This is a genomic window from Geodermatophilus arenarius (assembly GCF_042654585.1).
In the GTDB taxonomy this organism is placed as follows: domain Bacteria; phylum Actinomycetota; class Actinomycetes; order Mycobacteriales; family Geodermatophilaceae; genus Geodermatophilus; species Geodermatophilus arenarius.
The window spans coordinates 194826-210332 of sequence record NZ_JBHSGR010000004.1; the positions used below are offsets into that span (position 1 = coordinate 194826).

Here is a 15507-nt window from a genome sequence, read left to right on the forward strand (position 1 = left end):
TCCCCGCGGCCGGCGTCAGCGCGCCTCGGCGACCCCGAGCCACGGCCGCAGCGCGCCGTCGGCGAGCAGCCGGCCCACCCGGCGGGACTGCTCCTGCGCCTCGCGCCAGCGCGGGTCCTCCCCGTGCCGGCGGGCCACCTCGGCGTCGACGGCGTCGGCCCGCCCGCTCCACTCCGGCGGGCTGTCCCCGAGGTCCGCGGTCGCGGTCTCCCCCAGCCGGAACCCGGCCGCGGTCACCAGCTCCGCCAGTTCGCGCTCGCCGGGGAACTCGTTGCCCTCCGGCAGCGGCGGCGGCAGCGGGCCGACGGCGACGAAGACCAGCAGGCCCAGCCGGCCGCCGTCGGCCAGCACCCGGCGCAGCTCGGCCAGCGCACCGGGCTTGTCGGCGGTCGTGCACAGCACCCCGAGGCACCACTCCGCGTCGAACGCGGCGTCGCGGAAGGGCAGCCGCTGGGCCACCGCCGTGACCGACGGCAGGCCGAACAACCGGGCGGCCGCCCGCGCCGCGGTGTGCATCGGCTCGGCGCACACGGGCCGGACCCCGCGGTCGGCGGCCAGCCAGCCGGCCGGGCCGCCGACCCCGGCGCCGGCGTCGAGCACCCGGCTGCCCGGGCGCAGCGCCAGCCGGTCGGCCAGCCAGCGCAGCGCGCCCTCGCTGCCGCTGCCGCGGCACCCGGCCGGGATGGCGTGCCCGGCCCCCAGCGCCCGCACCGCCTCCTCGGTCCAGCCGGCGACGTCGCCGAACTCGGCCTCCATCGCCTCGCTCTCCAGCTCGCTCACGCGACCTCCCGGACGGCGGCGGCGACCTCCGCCTTGACCTGCGCCCCTGCGTCCTCCCCGCCGCCCGCGGCCAGGCCGGAGAGGTTGACCCCGACGACCCCGGGGACCGCCAGCAGCGCCCGGGCCTCGGCCACCGCGGCCGCGATGCCGGCCGCCCGGGGGTCCGGGGCCGCGAGCACGCGCTCGACCGTCGCGTCGTCCACGTGCAGGCCGGGGAACCCCTGGAGCACCCGGGCCGACCGCTCGTCGGTGTAGACCGCCACCGCGGCGACGAACGGCAGCGTGGCCCCGGCCCGGCGGGCCGCGGCGACGAAGGCCGCCACCTCGGCCGGCGTGCGCACGTGGTTGAGCACGCACAGCTGCGCGCCGGCCCGCTGCTTGTCCGCCACCCGGGCGGGGCGCCGGTGCACCGGCGGTGCGGACGGCGACTCCGGGACGGCGACCGGCAGCCCGGCGGTCGCCGCGAGCGCGGCCAGCCGGACGCCGTCGAGGTCGAAGACCTGGGTGGCGCCGGGCCGGACACCGGGGCCGCGGGCGTCGCCGGTCACGCAGAGGACGCCGTCGACGCCGACGGCGGCCAGGCCGGCCAGCTCCTGCTCGAGGACGACGCGGTTGCGGTCCCGGCAGGCCAGCGTGGTCCACGGCCGGCCGCCGGCCTGCAGGACCTCCGCGGCGACGAGGGTGGGCGGGAAGTCCGGGCGGTTGGCGTGCTCGCCCACCAGCAGCCCGTCGGAGACGGGGGCCAGCGCCTCGACCACCCGGCGCAGGGAGGCCGGGTCGTAGGGCGCCACGCTGAGGTCGGTCAGCACGACGGGCCGGGTGCGGGCGCGGTCGAGCAGGCCGCCCGGCCGGGGCGGCGCGGGGGGCGGCACCGGCGCCTCCCACGCCGGCGCGGGGTCGTCGACGAAGACGCACCGCTCCTCGGCGACCTCGCAGCGGCCGTCGTCCCGGACCCCGCCGCACGGACCGAAGACCATGCGCTTCGGGCAACCGGGCCGCCGGCCGACCTCGTCCACCCCCGGGACGTGACCGGTGCGCGGGCGGGCGAAACGACCGGGAACAGATCCGCCGCACGCGGTGCTGTGGTCGCCACTGGTTGAGAGCTCAACTGAGGAGGCCGGCGATGCCCGCCGTCACCGTCGAGGACACCACCACCCTGCCGCGCGTCCCGCTGCCCGGGCCGGGCACGGTCCGCCGCCGCACCCGCTCGGTGACCACCGCGCCGTCGGGCCTCGAGGGCGAGGGCTTCCCGGTCCGCCGCGCCTTCGCCGGGGTCGACCTGCGCGACCTGGACCCGTTCCTGCACATGGACCAGATGGGCGAGGTCGAGTACGCCCCCGGTGAGCCCAGGGGCACGTCCTGGCACCCGCACCGCGGCTTCGAGACCGTCACCTACATCCTCGACGGCACCTTCGAGCACGCCGACTCGCACGGGGGCGGCGGCACGATCAGCGACGGCGACACGCAGTGGATGACCGCCGGCGGCGGCGTGCTGCACGTCGAGCGGCCGCCGGAGCACCTCGTCGCCAGCGGCGGGCTGTTCCACGGCCTGCAGCTGTGGGTGAACCTGCCGCGGGCGCAGAAGTGGGTGCAGCCGCGGTACCAGGACCTGCGCGCCGACCGGTCGGTGCTGCTGGCCAGCCCCGACGCCGGCGCGTTGCTGCGGGTCATCGCCGGCGACGTCGCCGGACACCGCGGGCCGGGCTCGACGTACACGCCGATGGCGATGGTGCACGCCACCGTCTCCCCCGGCGCGACGCTCGACCTGCCGTGGGACCCCTCGTTCAACGCACTGGTCTACGTCCTGTCCGGCGCCGGCTCGGTCGGCATCGACGGGGCGCCGGTGCGCACCGGCCGGCTCGCCGTCCTCGGCCCCGGCGACACGGTGACCGTCCGCGGCGCGGTGCGGCAGGAGTCGCGCACGCCGGCGCTCGACGTCGTCGTCCTCGGCGGGCGGCCGATCCGTGAGCCGATCGCGATGTACGGGCCGTTCGTCATGAACACCCGGCAGGAGCTGCTCGACGCGTTCGCCGACTCCCGGGCCGGCCGGCTCGGCAGCATCCCGGCCACCTACGCGCACGCCGCCGTGCGCGGCGGGACCGGGCAGTGAGCAGCGGACGGTGAGCACGGCCCCGGTGGCGGCTTCCGCGCCGCCGCCGGGGCCTGCATGCTGGCCGCGACCGCCGACCGAGGAGCCCCCGTGCCCGTCTTCCCGCCCGTGCCGCTGGCCGACTGGGCCGACACCAAGGACACCCTGCACCGGTTCCTGCAGGTCGTGGGCAAGCTGCGGCTGGCCAACGCCCCGCGGCGCAACCACTGGTGGCACGTCCCCTTCCACCTCACCGGCCGCGGCCTGACCACCCGGCCGATGGGCTTCGACCCCGTCTTCGCCGTCGACCTCGACCTGGTCGACCACCGGCTCGAGATCGCCGTGGCCGACGGGCGGCGGACGTCGTTCCCGCTGCCCGGGCTGAGCGTGGCGGCCTTCTACCGGCAGCTGCTCGGCAGCCTGTCGGCGCTGGGCCTGCCCGCGACCGTCGAGCTGCCCGTCCCCTTCGACCTGGCCGACCGCACGCCGTTCGCCGAGGACGAGCACCACGCCGCCTACGACCGCGCCGCGGTGACCCGCTACTGGGTGGTGCTCGGCCAGGTGGCCCAGGTGCTCGAGGAGTTCGCCGGCCGCAGCTACGCCAAGACCAGCCCGGTGCACCACTTCTGGCACACCTTCGACCTGGCCGTCACCCGCTTCTCCGACCGCCGGGTGGAGCAGCCGGACACCGTCGACCCGGTCACCCGCGAGGCCTACTCGCACGAGGTGGTCAGCGCCGGCTTCTGGTTCGGCGACGACCAGGTCCCGGAGCCGGCGTTCTACTCCTACACCGCGCCCGAGCCCGCGGGCCTGGCCGAGGAGCCGCTGCGGCCGGCGGCGGCGCGGTGGATCGACAGCCGCGGTGCCCACCTCGCGCTGCTGCCCTACGAGGACGTGCGGGCGGCGGCCGACCCGCGCGCCACCGTCCTGGAGTTCCTGGAGAGCGCCTACGCCGCCGGCGCCCGCCGCGCCGGCTGGGACCTGGCCGCACTGCGCTGCCCGACCGCGCCCGAACCCCGCTGACCCTGCCCACCGTCCGCCGTCCGGAGGTCCGCCCATGAGCAACACCGAGCCCCGCCCCACCCCGCGCGAGGTGGGTGGCCTGGACGGCACGGCCGCCGGTCCGGCCCTCGACCTGCTGCCCGCCAAGGAGGTGCCGCTGGGGGAGAACACCGTCGTCCGGCGGCTGCTGCCGACTCTCGGCCGCCGGATGGTCGGCGCCTGGGCGTTCGTCGACCACTACGGCCCCGACGACGTCGCGGCGACCTCCGGCATGCAGGTGACCCCGCACCCGCACACCGGGCTGCAGACGGTGTCCTGGCTGCTCCAGGGCACCGTGCACCACCGCGACTCGCTCGGCAGCGACGTCACCTTCGGCCCCGGCCAGCTCGCGCTCATGACCGCCGGGCACGGCATCGCGCACTCCGAGCAGTCGCCGGTGCCGCACCCGCGGTTCCTGCACGGCGCCCAGCTGTGGGTGGCGCTGCCCGACGCCACCCGCGACACCGCGCCTGCCTTCGAGCACCACGCGACGCTGCCCGGGTTCACCTCCGACGGGCTGACCGCGACGGTGCTCATGGGCGGGTTCGGCGGCGCGGTGTCGCCGGGCACCGCGCACACGCCGATCGTCGGCGTCGACCTGGACCTGGCCGCGGGCGCCGACGTCGAGGTGCCGCTGGAGCCGGACTTCGAGCACGCGCTCCTCGGCGCCTCGGGCGGGGCCGACGTCGAGGGCGCGCCGCTGGCGCACGGGGCGATGGTCTACCTGGGCACCGGCCGGCGGTCGGTGCGGATCCGGACCGAGGCGGCCACGAGGCTGCTGCTGCTCGGCGGCGAGCCGTTCGAGGAGCGGCTGGTCATGTGGTGGAACTTCGTCGGCCGCTCCGGCGAGGAGATCGCCGAGTACGCCGAGCGGTGGAACGACGGCGACCCGCGGTTCGGCGTCGTCGCCGGGTTCGACGAGGACCAGCGGCAGCTCGCGCCGGCGCTGCCGCCGGTGCCGCTCAAGGCCCGGGGGCGGGTCCGGTGACCGCCGACGAGCGGCACCTGGCCTTCGTGGCGGAGCACCACATGGGCGTGCTGGCCACGGTCAAGCGCGACGGGCGGCCCCAGGTGTCCACCGTCGGCTACGCCTACGACCCGGAGCGGCGGCTGTTCCGGATCTCGGTGACCGCGGACCGGGCCAAGACGCGCAACCTCCGGGCCGACCCGCGGCTCACCCTGCACGTGACCTCGCGCGACCTCTGGTCGTGGGTGGCCGTCGAGGGCACCGCGGAGCTCACCCCGGTCGCCGCCGACCCGCACGACGCCACGGTGGAGGAGCTCGTCGCCTACTACCGCGGCATCTCCGAGGAACACGAGGACTGGGACGACTACCGCCGGGCGATGGTGGCCGAGCGGCGCCTGGTCGTCCGGTTCACCCCCGAGCACACCTACGGCCAGCTGCCCGGCTGACCCGGGCTGACGCGCCCGGCGGCTCCTCCGGCAGGGAGGAGCCGGTTGCCGCCCTCCGGCGCGCCGGGGACGACCCGCCGGGCCGCCGAGCCTCCCGTGCACCTCCGCGGACGTATGCGGGAGCCGCGTCAGAAGCGGCCGCCGCCGCTGCGGCCGCGGCTGCGCGAGCCGCCGAAGCTGCCGCCCCGCGGCCGCCCGCCACCGCTCCCCAGGCCACCGCTCCCCAGGCCACCACCGAAGCCACCGCCGAGCCCCCCGCCCCCGTGGCCCCGGCCGTGCCCGCCGCCGAAGCCGCCGGCCAGGATGCCGCCGAGCACGAGGCTGCCGAGGTCGACGCCGCCCCGCCCGCCGCCGTACCCCGGCGCGTACCCCGGCCCGTAGCCGCCGCCGTAGCCGCCGCCGTACCCGCCGCCGTAGCCCGAGGACCACGTGGCGACGTCGGACTGCGCGAGCTGCAGCGCCGACTGCGCGAGCTGGTCGGCCAGCTGCGCCTCCCGCAGCGCGCCCTCGGGGTCGGTGCGCCCGGTGCCGACGGCGGCGTCGAGGTGGCGCTGCGCCTCGGCCAGCCGCGTGCGGGCCTCGGGGCCGACCGCGCCGCGCCGGGTGGCGACGAAGTCCGCCGCGGCGGCCACCGCCGAGCGGGCCCGCAGCAGCGTCTGGTCCAGCGCCGCGGCCGCCCGGCGGGCCCGGGTCTGCGCGTCCCGGGCGACGGCGAGCGCCTGCTCCAGCGCGACGTCGGCCTCCTCCAGCCTTCGCAGCGCGGTGAGCGGGTCGGGCAGCGCGCCGTCGCCGGAGCCCATGGCCTCCTCCGCCGCGGCGAGCCCCGTCTCGGCCCGGGCCACCTGCGGCCGCAGCCCGCCGGCGTTCCCGGAGGCCACCAGGGCGCGGGCCTCGGCGAGGTCCTCCTCGGTCTCGGCGCGGACGGCGGGCAGCCGGGCGGCGGCCTCCTCGAGGTCGCGCTCGAGCCGGGCGACGGCGTCGAGCAGCGTGCCGACCTGGGCCACCGCGTCCTCGGCCGCCCGCAGGTCGCCCACCGCCTCGCCGGAGCGGCCGGCGTCGAGCGCGGCCCGGGCCTCGGCGACCTCCTGCTCGGCGGCGGCCAGCCGCGCGCGGGCCTGGTCGAGGTTGTCGGCCACCGGCGCCAGCGCGGACGCCGCGTACCGCCGCTGCAGCCGGGTCATCCGCTGCTCGTCCTGCGGCAGCCGGCCGTGCAGCGCGGTGATCCGCGGGCCCAGCGCCTCCAGCGCCTGCGGGGCGGTGCGCTCGAGGTCGCGCAGCTGCTCGAAGGCCTGCGCCTGCTCGTCGAGCCGGGCGTCGGCGGCCGCGGTGAGCTGCAGGATCTCGCCCAGGATCCGCCGCCGCGCCGGCTCGTCCTCCGGGACCTCGTCGTCGAGCTGCTGGCGCAGCGTGAAGGCGCGGGTGAGCTCCTGCCGCGACTGCCCCAGCGCCTCGGTGAACCCGGCGACGGCGGCCTCCCCGTACTGCAGCCGGGCGAAGTCCAGGTCCAGCTGGGAGGTCTTCACCGCCTCGTCGAGGTCGAGCAGCGCGGCGCCGGCCCGGCCCTGCAGCTCCTCGGTGGGCACACCGGCGTTCGGGTCGGGCCGCTCGATCCGCGTCGTCGGCGGCGGCGTCCCCTGCCGGCGGCGCCGCGAGCGCGCCACCAGGTAGGCACCTCCGCCGACGACGGCGACCCCTCCGACGACGGCGGCGGTGACGGCCCCCGAGCCACCGTCGGAGCCGGAGCCCGCCGGGTCGCCGACGCCCTCGGCGAAGGCCACCCCGGCGCCGGCCCAGTCGTCGGCGCCGAGCTCGGGCTCGACGTCGCGCGCGAGGAACTCCTCGACCTCCGCGTCCGTCTGCGGGAACGCGTCGTCGACCCAGTAGCCGTAGCGCCGGTCGTCCACCGCGACGGCGAACAGCACGTCGGTCGACCCGAGTCCGGACGCCTCCGCGGTGGCCTGCGCCCACGCCCCCTGGTCGATGCCGTCGAAGCTGGCCACGTAGACGACGAACGCCTGCGTGCCGTCCTCGGCCTGCCGCTCGTCGACCGCCTGCTGCACCTGCGCGAGTCCCCCGGAGCCGAGCACGCCGGCGCGGTCGGTCACCTCGTCGGGGACGTCGAAGGGCGGCTCGGCCAGCGCCGGGCTGCCGCCGGCGACCAGGACCGCGGCCGTGACTGCGAGGACCCCCATCAGCCGGCGCACGGTCCCGACCCTAGGTGGGCGCCTCCCTTTCGGCGGGATGGGACGGGCACGACCGGGTAGGGGGCGGTCGACCGAGTCCCGACCCGAGGAGGACCACCCGTGAGCGAGACCGACCGCATCCCCGCCGACCGGCTGCCCCCGGGGACGGTGGGCCGGGCCGGGAGGTGGGCGGTGGGCAACCGCGACGGCGAGTACTTCGCCGTGTCCCGCCGCTGCCGCCACCAGCTCGCCGACCTCTCCGAGGGGTCCCTCGACGAGGACGGCTGCCTGGTCTGCCCGTGGCACCAGAGCCGGTTCGACGTGCGCACCGGCGAGATGGTCGAGGGCCCGCGCGGCTTCCTCGGCTACCACGGGCCCACGCCGGGCTACACCCAGTTCGTCCGGGGCTACGCGAAGGTGCTGCGGCTGCGGGTGAAGCGGGCGCTGCGCCGCGGCGACGACGTCGTCGTGGAGGACTGAGGCACGGGGAGCGATCCCCACGTCCCGGCGGCCGGGACGTGGGGACGGCCCTCCTGCAGGGCGCCGCCGCGAGCCTGGGAGCGGCCGGGGGCAGCAGGGTCCTCCGGCTACGCCCGGCTCAGCTCCTGCCAGGTGGCCCGGCGGACGGCCTGCTCGGCGGGGTCGGGGACGGGCAGCGACGCCAGCAGTCGCTGCGTGTACGGGTGCTGCGGCGCGCCGAGCACCTGCTCCCCGGTGCCCTCCTCGACCAGCCGGCCGCGGTAGAGCACGGCGATCCGGTCGGCCAGCAGGTCGACGACGGCGAGGTCGTGGCTGATGAACAGCGCCGCGAAGCCCAGCTCGCGCTGCAGCTCCGCGAACAGCTCCAGCACCCGGGCCTGCACCGAGACGTCCAGCGCCGAGGTCGGCTCGTCGGCGATGAGCAGCTCGGGGTCCAACGCCAGTGCACGTGCCAGGCTGGCCCGCTGGCGCTGCCCGCCCGACAGCTCGTGCGGGTAGCGGTCGCCGAACGCCCGCGGCAGCTGCACCGCCTCGAGCAGCTCGTCGACCCGGCCGCGCGCCTCGTGGGCGTCACCGGCGCGGCCGTGCACGACCAGCGGTTCGGCGACGGCGTCGGCCACGGTCAGCAGCGGGTTGAAGCTGGAGGCGGGGTCCTGGAAGACGAACCCGATGCGCTCGCGGACCGGCCGGAAGCGCTTCTCCTTGACGCCGTTCATCTCGGTGCCGAGCACCGACAGGGACCCGCCGGTCACCCTCGTCAGGCCGGCGATGGCCCGCCCGATCGTCGTCTTGCCGCTGCCGCTCTCCCCCACCAGGCCGAGCACCTCGCCCGGGCGGATGGCGAACGAGACGCCGTCGACGGCGGTGAAGTCCGGCCGGCGCAGCCGGCCGGGGTAGACGATCCGCAGGTCGCGCGCCTGCACGACCGGCGCGGCGGTCTCCCAGCCGGCCGGGCGCGCGGCGGCGCGCTCCGCCGTCCGCACCCGGCCCTGGCCGAGGCGCGGCACCGAGCCGAGCAGCTGGCGGGTGTACTCCTCGCGCGGGGCGGAGAACAGCGTCCGGACGTCGGCCTGCTCGACGACCCGGCCCTGGTACATGACCGCCACCCGGTCGGCGAGGTCGGCCACCACGCCCATGTTGTGGGTGATCAGCACGATCGCGGCGCCGAACTCGTCGCGGCAGCGGCGCAGCAGGTCGAGGATCTCGGCCTGCACGGTGACGTCGAGGGCCGTCGTCGGCTCGTCGGCGATGATCACGCCCGGGTCGAGGACCAGCGCCTGGGCGATGACGATGCGCTGCTTCTGGCCGCCGGAGAACTGGTGCGGGTAGTGGTCCACCCGCGTCTCCGGGTCGGGGATGCCCACGCGCCGCAGCACGTCGACGGCCTTGGCACGGGCCTCCTTGCGGGACAGCCGGCCGTGCGCCCGCAGCCCCTCGGCGATCTGCCAGCCGACCGGGTAGACGGGGTTGAGCGCGGTCGAGGGCTCCTGGAAGACCATCGCCGCGTCCCGGCCGCGCACCTCGCCGAGCCCGGACCGGGACAGCGTGACGACGTCGTGCGCGTCGCTGCCGTCCTTGCGGGTGAGCAGCACCGCGCCGCGGGTGGTCGCGGTCTCCGGCAGCAGCCCCAGGATGCTGCGCGCGGTCACGGTCTTGCCGCTGCCGCTCTCCCCCACGATCGCCAGCACCTCGCCGGCGGCCACCGACAGGCTCACGTCCTGCACCGCGGCGACGGTGCCGGCATCGGTGGCGAAGGAGACCGACAGGTCCTGGATGTCGACGACGGGCTCGCCGCCGACGGGCAGGGTGGTGCTCACCGGACCTCCTCGATGCCGGCCAGGCCGGCCGGACCCGCACCGAGCACGCCGCCCGGCACCACGGACACCTCGCCGGTCTCCCCGGACTCGGCGGCCCGGCGGCTGCGCAGCCGCGGGTCGGCCAGGTCGTTGAGGCTCTCGCCGACGAGGGTGAGGCCGAGGACCACCAGGACGATGGCCAGGCCGGGGAACACCGACGTCCACCAGATGCCGCTGGTGACGTCGGAGAGCGCGCGGTTGAGGTCGAAGCCCCACTCCGCGGCGGCGGTCTGCTCGATGCCGAACCCGAGGAAGCCCAGGCCGGCGAGGGTGAGGATCGCCTCGGAGGCGTTGAGCGTGAGGATCAGCGGCAGCGTGCGGGTGGCGTTGCGCAGCACGTGCCGGGTCATGATCCGCCAGTGGCCGGCCCCGATGACCTTCGCCGACTCGACGAACGCCTCGGCCTTGATCCGCACCACCTCGGCCCGCACCACGCGGAAGTACTGCGGGATGAAGATGACGGTGATCGACAGCGCCGCGGCCAGGATGCCGCCCCACAGGCTCGACTGCCCACCGCTGATCACGATCGCCACGACGATGGCGAGCAGCAGCGACGGGAAGGCGTAGATGGCGTCGCAGACGACGACGAGCACCCGGTCGACCCAGCCGCCGAAGTAGCCCGACACCAGTCCGAGCAGCACGCCGACGAAGATCGACAGCACCACGGCGACGACCACGACGAGCAGCGCCGTCCGGGTGCCGTGGACGACCCGCGACAGGACGTCGTAGCCGCCGACGGTGGTGCCGAGCAGGTGGTCACCCGACGGGGGCCGCTGGGCGCCGAACGAGCCGGACCCGTCGCGCAGCTGGCTGAAGCCGTACGGGGAGATGACGTCGGCGAGCAGCGCGGTGAGCAGGAAGAGCCCGGTCAGCACGAGGCCCGCGACGAGCATGCCGCGCTGCAGCCCGACGCTCTGGCGCAACTGGCGGACCAGCGGCAGCCCGCGCTTGCGCCGCGGGGTCACGGTGGTGGCCATCAGTACCTCACTCGCGGGTCGATCAGCGCCGCGATCACGTCGACGACGAAGTTGGTCACGGCGACGATGACGGCCAGCAGCACGACCATGCCCTGGACGGCGACGAAGTCCCGGGCCTGCAGGTACTGCACCAGCTGGAAGCCCAGGCCCTTCCACTCGAACGTCGTCTCGGTGAGGACCGCGCCGCCGAGCAGCAGCGCGATCTGCAGGCCCATGACGGTGACGATCGGGATGAGCGCCGGCCGGTAGGCGTGCTTGCGCAGCAGCCGGCGCTCGCTGACGCCGCGCGAGCGGGCGGCCTCGACGTAGCCCATGCCCAGCGTCCCGATCACGTTGGTGCGGACCAGCCGGAGGAAGACGCCGGCGGTGAGCAGGCCGAGCGCGACCGCGGGCAGGACGGCGTGCTCGAGCACGTCGCGGACGACCTCGCCGTTGCCGGTGCGGATCGCGTCGACCAGGTAGATGCCGGTCGGGTCGTCGACACCGGTCTGGATGAGGATCTCGCTGCGGGTGGAGGCCCGGCCGGCGACCGGGAGCCAGCCCAGGCCGCTGGCGAAGACCAGCTTGAGCAGCATGCCGGCGAAGAAGACCGGCGTCGCGTAGCAGAAGATCGCGAACACGCGCAGGACGGCGTCGGGCCAGCGGTCGCGGGCGTAGGCGGCGAAGCGGCCGAGCGGCACGCCGACGACGAACGCGACGAGCAGCGCGTAGACGGCCAGCTCCAGCGTCGCGGTACCGAACTCGGTGAGCACCTCGAGCACCGGGCGCCGGTCGGAGAGGGTCGTGCCGAAGTCCAGGCGGACCAGGTCCCCGAGGAACTCGCCGTACTGCACCAGCAGGGGGCGGTCGTAGCCGGCCTCGCGCACGCGCTGGGCCAGTTCGTCGGCGGGCAGGCGGCCGCCGAGCGCGGCGGTGATCGGGTCGCCGGTGGACCGCATGAGGAAGAAGACCGTCGTCACGAGGACGAAGACGGTCGGGATGATCAGCAGGAACCGGATCAGCAGGTAGCTGCCCAGCCCGCCACCGCCGCGGCGCCGGCGTCCGCCGGCGGGGGCGGCGTCGGCCTCGGGGCCGGTGCCGGTGAGCTCGGTCGTGGTGGTGGTCATGTCTCCTGCTCGTTCAGGTCCGGTGAGGACCGGTGCCGGGTCCCGGTCACATGGTCCGCCTCACACGGGTCGGCCCCGGGTGGCCTCCGTTCGGGAGGCCACCCGGGGCCGGGGTCGTCCGCCTGCCCGCGTCAGCCGCGGGACAGCGCGCCGTAGCGGAACTTGAAGGACGCGTCCAGGGTGTCCTGGGCGCCCTCCACGCCGGTCCGCACGACGGCGACCTGCGCGCCCTGCAGGTAGGGCACCGTCGACAGGTCGGCGGCGACCAGCTGCTGGATCTGCTCGATCAGCGCCTGCCGCTGCGCCGGGTCGGCGGTGGTGGCCTGCTGCAGGATCAGGTCGTTGACCTGCTGGTTGGCGTAGTGGTTGCTGAGGAAGTTCTCCGTGAGGAAGAACGGCGTCAGGTAGTTGTCGGCGTCGGAGTAGTCCGGGAACCAGCCCAGCTGGTAGGCCGGGTAGACGTCGGCGGTGCGCTGCTCGGAGTACTGCGTCCACTCGGTGGTCTGCAGGTCCACCTGGAACAGGCCGGTCGCCTCGAGCTGGTCCTTGATGAGCGCGTACTCGTCACCGGAGCTCGGCCCGTAGTGGTCGTTGGAGTACTGCAGCGACAGCTGGACCGGGGTCTGCACGCCGGCGGCCTGCAGGGTCTGGGCCGCCTTGTCGGCGTCGGGGCCACCCTGGCCGTCGCCGTAGAGGTCCCGCAGCGGCGTGGTGGCGCCGGTCAGGCCCTCGGGGACGAAGGAGTACAGCGGGGTGTAGGTGCCGCGGTACACCTGGTCGGCGATCTCCTGCCGGTCGAGCAGGTGGGCCACCGCCTGGCGGACGGCGAGCGCCTTGGCCGGGTCGGCCTCGGGCGTCGTCGCGCCGTGGGGCTGGGTGTTGAAGTTGAAGACGATGTAGCGGATCTCGCCGCCGGGGCCGTCGACGACCTCGACCTCGTCGTTGCCGCGCAGGTCGTCGATGTCGGTCGCCGACAGGCTGCGGAAGGCCACGTCGACCGCGCCCTCCTCGACGTCGAGCTTGAGGTTCGACGCCTCGGCGTAGTAACGGACGTTGACCGCGCTGGTCTTCGGCGCGCCGAGCAGGCCCTGGTAGTCGGGGTTGGCCTCGTAGGAGATGAGGTCGTTCTGCTCGTAGCTGGTGATCGTGTACGGGCCGGCGAAGGCGTTGCCGTCGACGATCTCGGCGTCGGGGGTCAGCGCGTCGGCGGCGAAGACCTCCTCGTCGACGATCGGGCCGGCCGGGCTCGACAGGATCTGCGGGAAGACCTGGTCGTTCGGGGAGGTCAGGTTGAAGACGACGGTGGTGTCGTCCGGGGTGTCGACGCCGGCCAGGTTGTAGAGCAGCGACGCCGGGCCGTTCGGGTCGTTGATGGCGACCATGCGGTCGAACGAGAACTTGACGTCGGAGCTGGTCAGCTCGTGGCCGTTGGCGAAGGTCAGACCGTCCTTGAGCGTCACCGTGTACTGGTTGGGCGCGGTGAACTCGGCCGACTCGGCGATGTCCGGCTCGACCTCCGGGCTGCCGTACGGGGTGTTCATCAGGAACGGGTAGACCTGGTTCATGACGGCGAAGGAGCCGTTGTCGTAGGAACCGGCCGGGTCGATCGTCGTGATGACGTCGGTGGTGCCGATGATCAGCGCGTCGCCGCCGTCACCCGAGCCGCCGCCGGAGCCGCCGTCGTCACCACCGCCGCCGCAGGCGGTCAGGGCGAGCGCCGTGACGGCGATGCCGGCGGTGGCCGCGCGCGCGCGACGGCCAGGGGTCCCTACGGGAGTCATCCGCTACCTCGTTCTCGAGCGCGGCCGCGCGGCGCCTCCGGGGCGCCGACGTGCGGCCGCCGTGGCCTGTGGCTGCTCATGGGTAGCACACGTCTCTCAGCGCTCAGAGACCTCGACGGCGGGCGTTACCCGACCGTGACGGCCGTCCCGCGTCCACCCGCTAGGCGTCGATGCGGCGGCGGCCCTCGAACGCGCGGCCCAGGGTGATCTCGTCGGCGTACTCGAGGTCGCCGCCGACGGGGAGCCCGCTGGCCAGGCGGGAGACGGTGAGGCCCAGGGGGCCGACCAGCCGGGCCAGGTAGGCCGCGGTGGCCTCGCCCTCGAGGTTGGGGTCGGTGGCGATGATCAGCTCGGTGACGGTGCCGTCCATGAGCCGGGTCATGAGCTCCTTGACCCGCAGGTCGTCGGGGCCGACGCCCTCGATCGGGCTGATCGCGCCACCGAGGACGTGATAGCGGCCGCGGAACTCGCGGGTGCGCTCGATGGCGACGACGTCCTTGGGCTCCTCGACGACGCAGATGACGTCGTCGGAGCGGCGCGGGTCCTTGCAGATCCGGCACTGCTCGCCCTCGGCGACGTTGTAGCAGGTCACGCAGAAGCGGACCTCGGCCTGCACGCGCTGCAGCGCGGCGACCAGCCGGCCGACGTCGGCGGACTCGGCGGCGAGCAGGTGGAAGGCGATGCGCTGCGCGCTCTTGGGCCCGACGCCGGGCAGGCGGCCGAGCTCGTCGATGAGGTCCTGGACGGCCCCCTCGTACACGGTGCTCCTCGGGGAGAAGGGAGAGGTGGTGCGCCGGTCAGGCGCCGGGCAGCCCGGGGAAGCCGCCGCCCAGACCGCCGGCCAGTGGGCCCATGCGGTCGGCGGTCAGCTCGCTCGCCAGGCGCGAGGCGTCGCGGACGGCGGCGACGACGAGGTCCTGCAGGGTCTCCACGTCGTCGGGGTCGACGGCCGACGGCGCGATGGTGACCGCCCGCAGCTCGCCGTCGCCGGTCATCGTGGCCGTGACCAGGCCGCCGCCGGCCGAGCCGGTGACCTCCTCGTTCGCCAGCTGCTCCTGCGCGGCGGCCAGCGCCTGCTGCATCTGCTGGGCCTGCTGCAGGATCGCGGACAGGTCGGGCTGGCCACCACCGGGGAACATGACCCGAGGGTAGGCCGCCGGTCCGACATCCGGGGGGACGGCGGCCGGGACCGGCGCGGTCAGCCCTCCAGCGGCTGGGCGCCGAGCTGGGCGCGCAGCAGCGCGAGCGCCGCCTGCTCGGGGTCGACGGAGGGCTCGCGGTCGGCGGCGGGGTCGTCGCCCTCGGCCGCCCGCTGCGCCATGAGCTCGCGCGCCTCGGCGGCCTCCGCCGCCCGGGCCGCCTCGCGCGCGGCCTCCGGGGACGGGCCGGCGGTACCCGAGCCGCGGGTCGCGCCCTCGACGACCGCCTCGACCTTCCAGCGCACGCCGAGCAGCTCGTTGAGCGCCTCGCGCAGCACGTCCTTGTTGAGGTCGTCGCCGATCCGGCGGGCCAGCGCGGGCGACGACGTCGACAGCGTGAGCACGCCGTTGCGCAGCTCGTGCACCTGCGCGTTCTTGAGCAGCGCCTCGGTGGTGCGCTTGTGCCGCTTGACGACGGCGAGCAGCTCGGGCCACACCCGGCGGACGTCGCCGGTGCCCAGCCCGCCCTCGCCGGCGTCCCCGGCCTGGTCGGCGGGCGGGTTCGCGGACACCACCGGGGTCGGCTCCCCGCCGCGCGGGGCGGGCGCAGACTCGGCGGCGGCCGGCGGCGGCGCGGCGGCCGGGCGCGGCTCGGCCACCCG

The 15507-nt window shown here is 75.8% G+C and carries 14 protein-coding genes and 1 pseudogene; 5 read left to right on the forward strand and 10 right to left on the reverse strand.

Annotated elements, in window-relative coordinates:
• Positions 1-15: 15 nt before the first annotated feature.
• Together ACFO3M_RS05890 and ACFO3M_RS05895 are read right to left on the reverse strand one after the other, a co-directional pair.
• Positions 16-780, reverse strand: a complete 765-nt coding sequence (locus ACFO3M_RS05890; RefSeq protein WP_387987483.1) for a class I SAM-dependent methyltransferase — start codon at positions 778-780, stop codon at positions 16-18.
• A complete protein-coding gene (locus tag ACFO3M_RS05895) occupies positions 777-1796 on the reverse strand; it encodes a methylenetetrahydrofolate reductase C-terminal domain-containing protein (RefSeq protein WP_387987485.1) in 1020 nt (339 codons plus the stop codon). The genes ACFO3M_RS05890 and ACFO3M_RS05895 overlap by 4 nt, the downstream gene beginning before the upstream one ends.
• A gap of 107 nt (positions 1797-1903) precedes the next feature.
• Between ACFO3M_RS05895 and ACFO3M_RS05900 the strand changes: the two genes are divergently transcribed.
• The 4 genes from ACFO3M_RS05900 to ACFO3M_RS05915 all read left to right on the forward strand — a co-directional run bounded on the left by ACFO3M_RS05900 (position 1904) and on the right by ACFO3M_RS05915 (position 5323).
• Positions 1904-2890, forward strand: coding sequence for a pirin family protein (locus ACFO3M_RS05900; RefSeq protein ID WP_387987487.1), 987 nt, complete (start codon positions 1904-1906; stop codon positions 2888-2890).
• Positions 2891-2980: 90 nt separating this feature from the next.
• Positions 2981-3892, forward strand: a complete 912-nt coding sequence (locus tag ACFO3M_RS05905; protein ID WP_387987488.1) for a DUF5996 family protein — start codon at positions 2981-2983, stop codon at positions 3890-3892.
• 34 nt (positions 3893-3926) lie between these two features.
• Positions 3927-4898, forward strand: a complete 972-nt coding sequence (locus tag ACFO3M_RS05910) for a pirin family protein (RefSeq protein ID WP_387987489.1) — start codon at positions 3927-3929, stop codon at positions 4896-4898.
• Entirely contained in the window at positions 4895-5323 is a 429-nt protein-coding gene (locus ACFO3M_RS05915) for a PPOX class F420-dependent oxidoreductase (RefSeq protein WP_387987491.1), read from the forward strand. Before ACFO3M_RS05910 ends, ACFO3M_RS05915 begins: the two co-directional genes overlap by 4 nt.
• Positions 5324-5451: 128 nt before the next feature.
• Here ACFO3M_RS05915 and ACFO3M_RS05920 read toward each other — a convergent pair whose 3' ends face one another.
• The gene (locus ACFO3M_RS05920) at positions 5452-7515 is read right to left on the reverse strand and encodes a TPM domain-containing protein (RefSeq protein ID WP_387987492.1); all 2064 of its coding nucleotides are present in this window, start codon (positions 7513-7515) and stop codon (positions 5452-5454) included.
• A 111-nt stretch (positions 7516-7626) separates the two neighbouring features.
• On the opposite strand from ACFO3M_RS05920, the gene ACFO3M_RS05925 reads away from it, so the two are divergent.
• Positions 7627-7986 carry a Rieske (2Fe-2S) protein gene (locus ACFO3M_RS05925; protein WP_387987494.1) on the forward strand — a complete coding sequence of 120 codons (360 nt, stop codon included), beginning with the start codon at positions 7627-7629 and terminating at the stop codon, positions 7984-7986.
• A gap of 107 nt (positions 7987-8093) precedes the next feature.
• Here the strand turns inward: ACFO3M_RS05925 and ACFO3M_RS05930 are convergent, their stop codons facing one another.
• From ACFO3M_RS05930 to ACFO3M_RS05960, 7 genes and pseudogenes are all read right to left on the reverse strand, one after another.
• On the reverse strand, positions 8094-9803 hold the full coding sequence (locus ACFO3M_RS05930; RefSeq protein WP_387987496.1) for an ABC transporter ATP-binding protein: 1710 nt from the start codon (positions 9801-9803) through the stop codon (positions 8094-8096).
• Positions 9800-10819, reverse strand: a complete 1020-nt coding sequence (locus ACFO3M_RS05935) for an ABC transporter permease (protein WP_387987497.1) — start codon at positions 10817-10819, stop codon at positions 9800-9802. The genes ACFO3M_RS05930 and ACFO3M_RS05935 overlap by 4 nt, the downstream gene beginning before the upstream one ends.
• Positions 10819-11925, reverse strand: a complete 1107-nt coding sequence (locus ACFO3M_RS05940; RefSeq protein WP_387987499.1) for an ABC transporter permease — start codon at positions 11923-11925, stop codon at positions 10819-10821. Before ACFO3M_RS05940 ends, ACFO3M_RS05935 begins: the two co-directional genes overlap by 1 nt.
• 131 nt (positions 11926-12056) lie before the next feature.
• Positions 12057-13706, reverse strand: coding sequence for an ABC transporter substrate-binding protein (locus ACFO3M_RS05945; RefSeq protein WP_387987501.1), 1650 nt, complete (start codon positions 13704-13706; stop codon positions 12057-12059).
• Between the two features lie 160 nt (positions 13707-13866).
• On the reverse strand, positions 13867-14466 hold the full coding sequence (recR, locus tag ACFO3M_RS05950; RefSeq protein WP_387987503.1) for a recombination mediator RecR: 600 nt from the start codon (positions 14464-14466) through the stop codon (positions 13867-13869).
• Positions 14467-14503: 37 nt separating this feature from the next.
• A complete protein-coding gene (locus ACFO3M_RS05955; protein ID WP_387987505.1) occupies positions 14504-14845 on the reverse strand; it encodes a YbaB/EbfC family nucleoid-associated protein in 342 nt (113 codons plus the stop codon).
• 59 nt (positions 14846-14904) lie between these two features.
• A pseudogene (locus tag ACFO3M_RS05960) lies at positions 14905-15507 on the reverse strand (DNA polymerase III subunit gamma/tau); the annotation flags it as partial.

What these genes read in the sequence shown, in the direction of transcription:
- ACFO3M_RS05900 (WP_387987487.1), top strand. Translation starts at nt 1,904, where the DNA reads ATGCCCGCCGTCACCGTCGAGGACACCACCACCCTGCCGCGCGTCCCG.
- ACFO3M_RS05910 (WP_387987489.1), top strand. Translation starts at nt 3,927, where the DNA reads ATGAGCAACACCGAGCCCCGCCCCACCCCGCGCGAGGTGGGTGGCCTG.
- ACFO3M_RS05920 (WP_387987492.1), bottom strand. Translation starts at nt 7,515, where the DNA reads ATGGGGGTCCTCGCAGTCACGGCCGCGGTCCTGGTCGCCGGCGGCAGC.
- ACFO3M_RS05935 (WP_387987497.1), bottom strand. Translation starts at nt 10,819, where the DNA reads ATGGCCACCACCGTGACCCCGCGGCGCAAGCGCGGGCTGCCGCTGGTC.
- ACFO3M_RS05940 (WP_387987499.1), bottom strand. Translation starts at nt 11,925, where the DNA reads ATGACCACCACCACGACCGAGCTCACCGGCACCGGCCCCGAGGCCGAC.
- ACFO3M_RS05945 (WP_387987501.1), bottom strand. Translation starts at nt 13,706, where the DNA reads ATGACTCCCGTAGGGACCCCTGGCCGTCGCGCGCGCGCGGCCACCGCC.
- ACFO3M_RS05955 (WP_387987505.1), bottom strand. Translation starts at nt 14,845, where the DNA reads ATGTTCCCCGGTGGTGGCCAGCCCGACCTGTCCGCGATCCTGCAGCAG.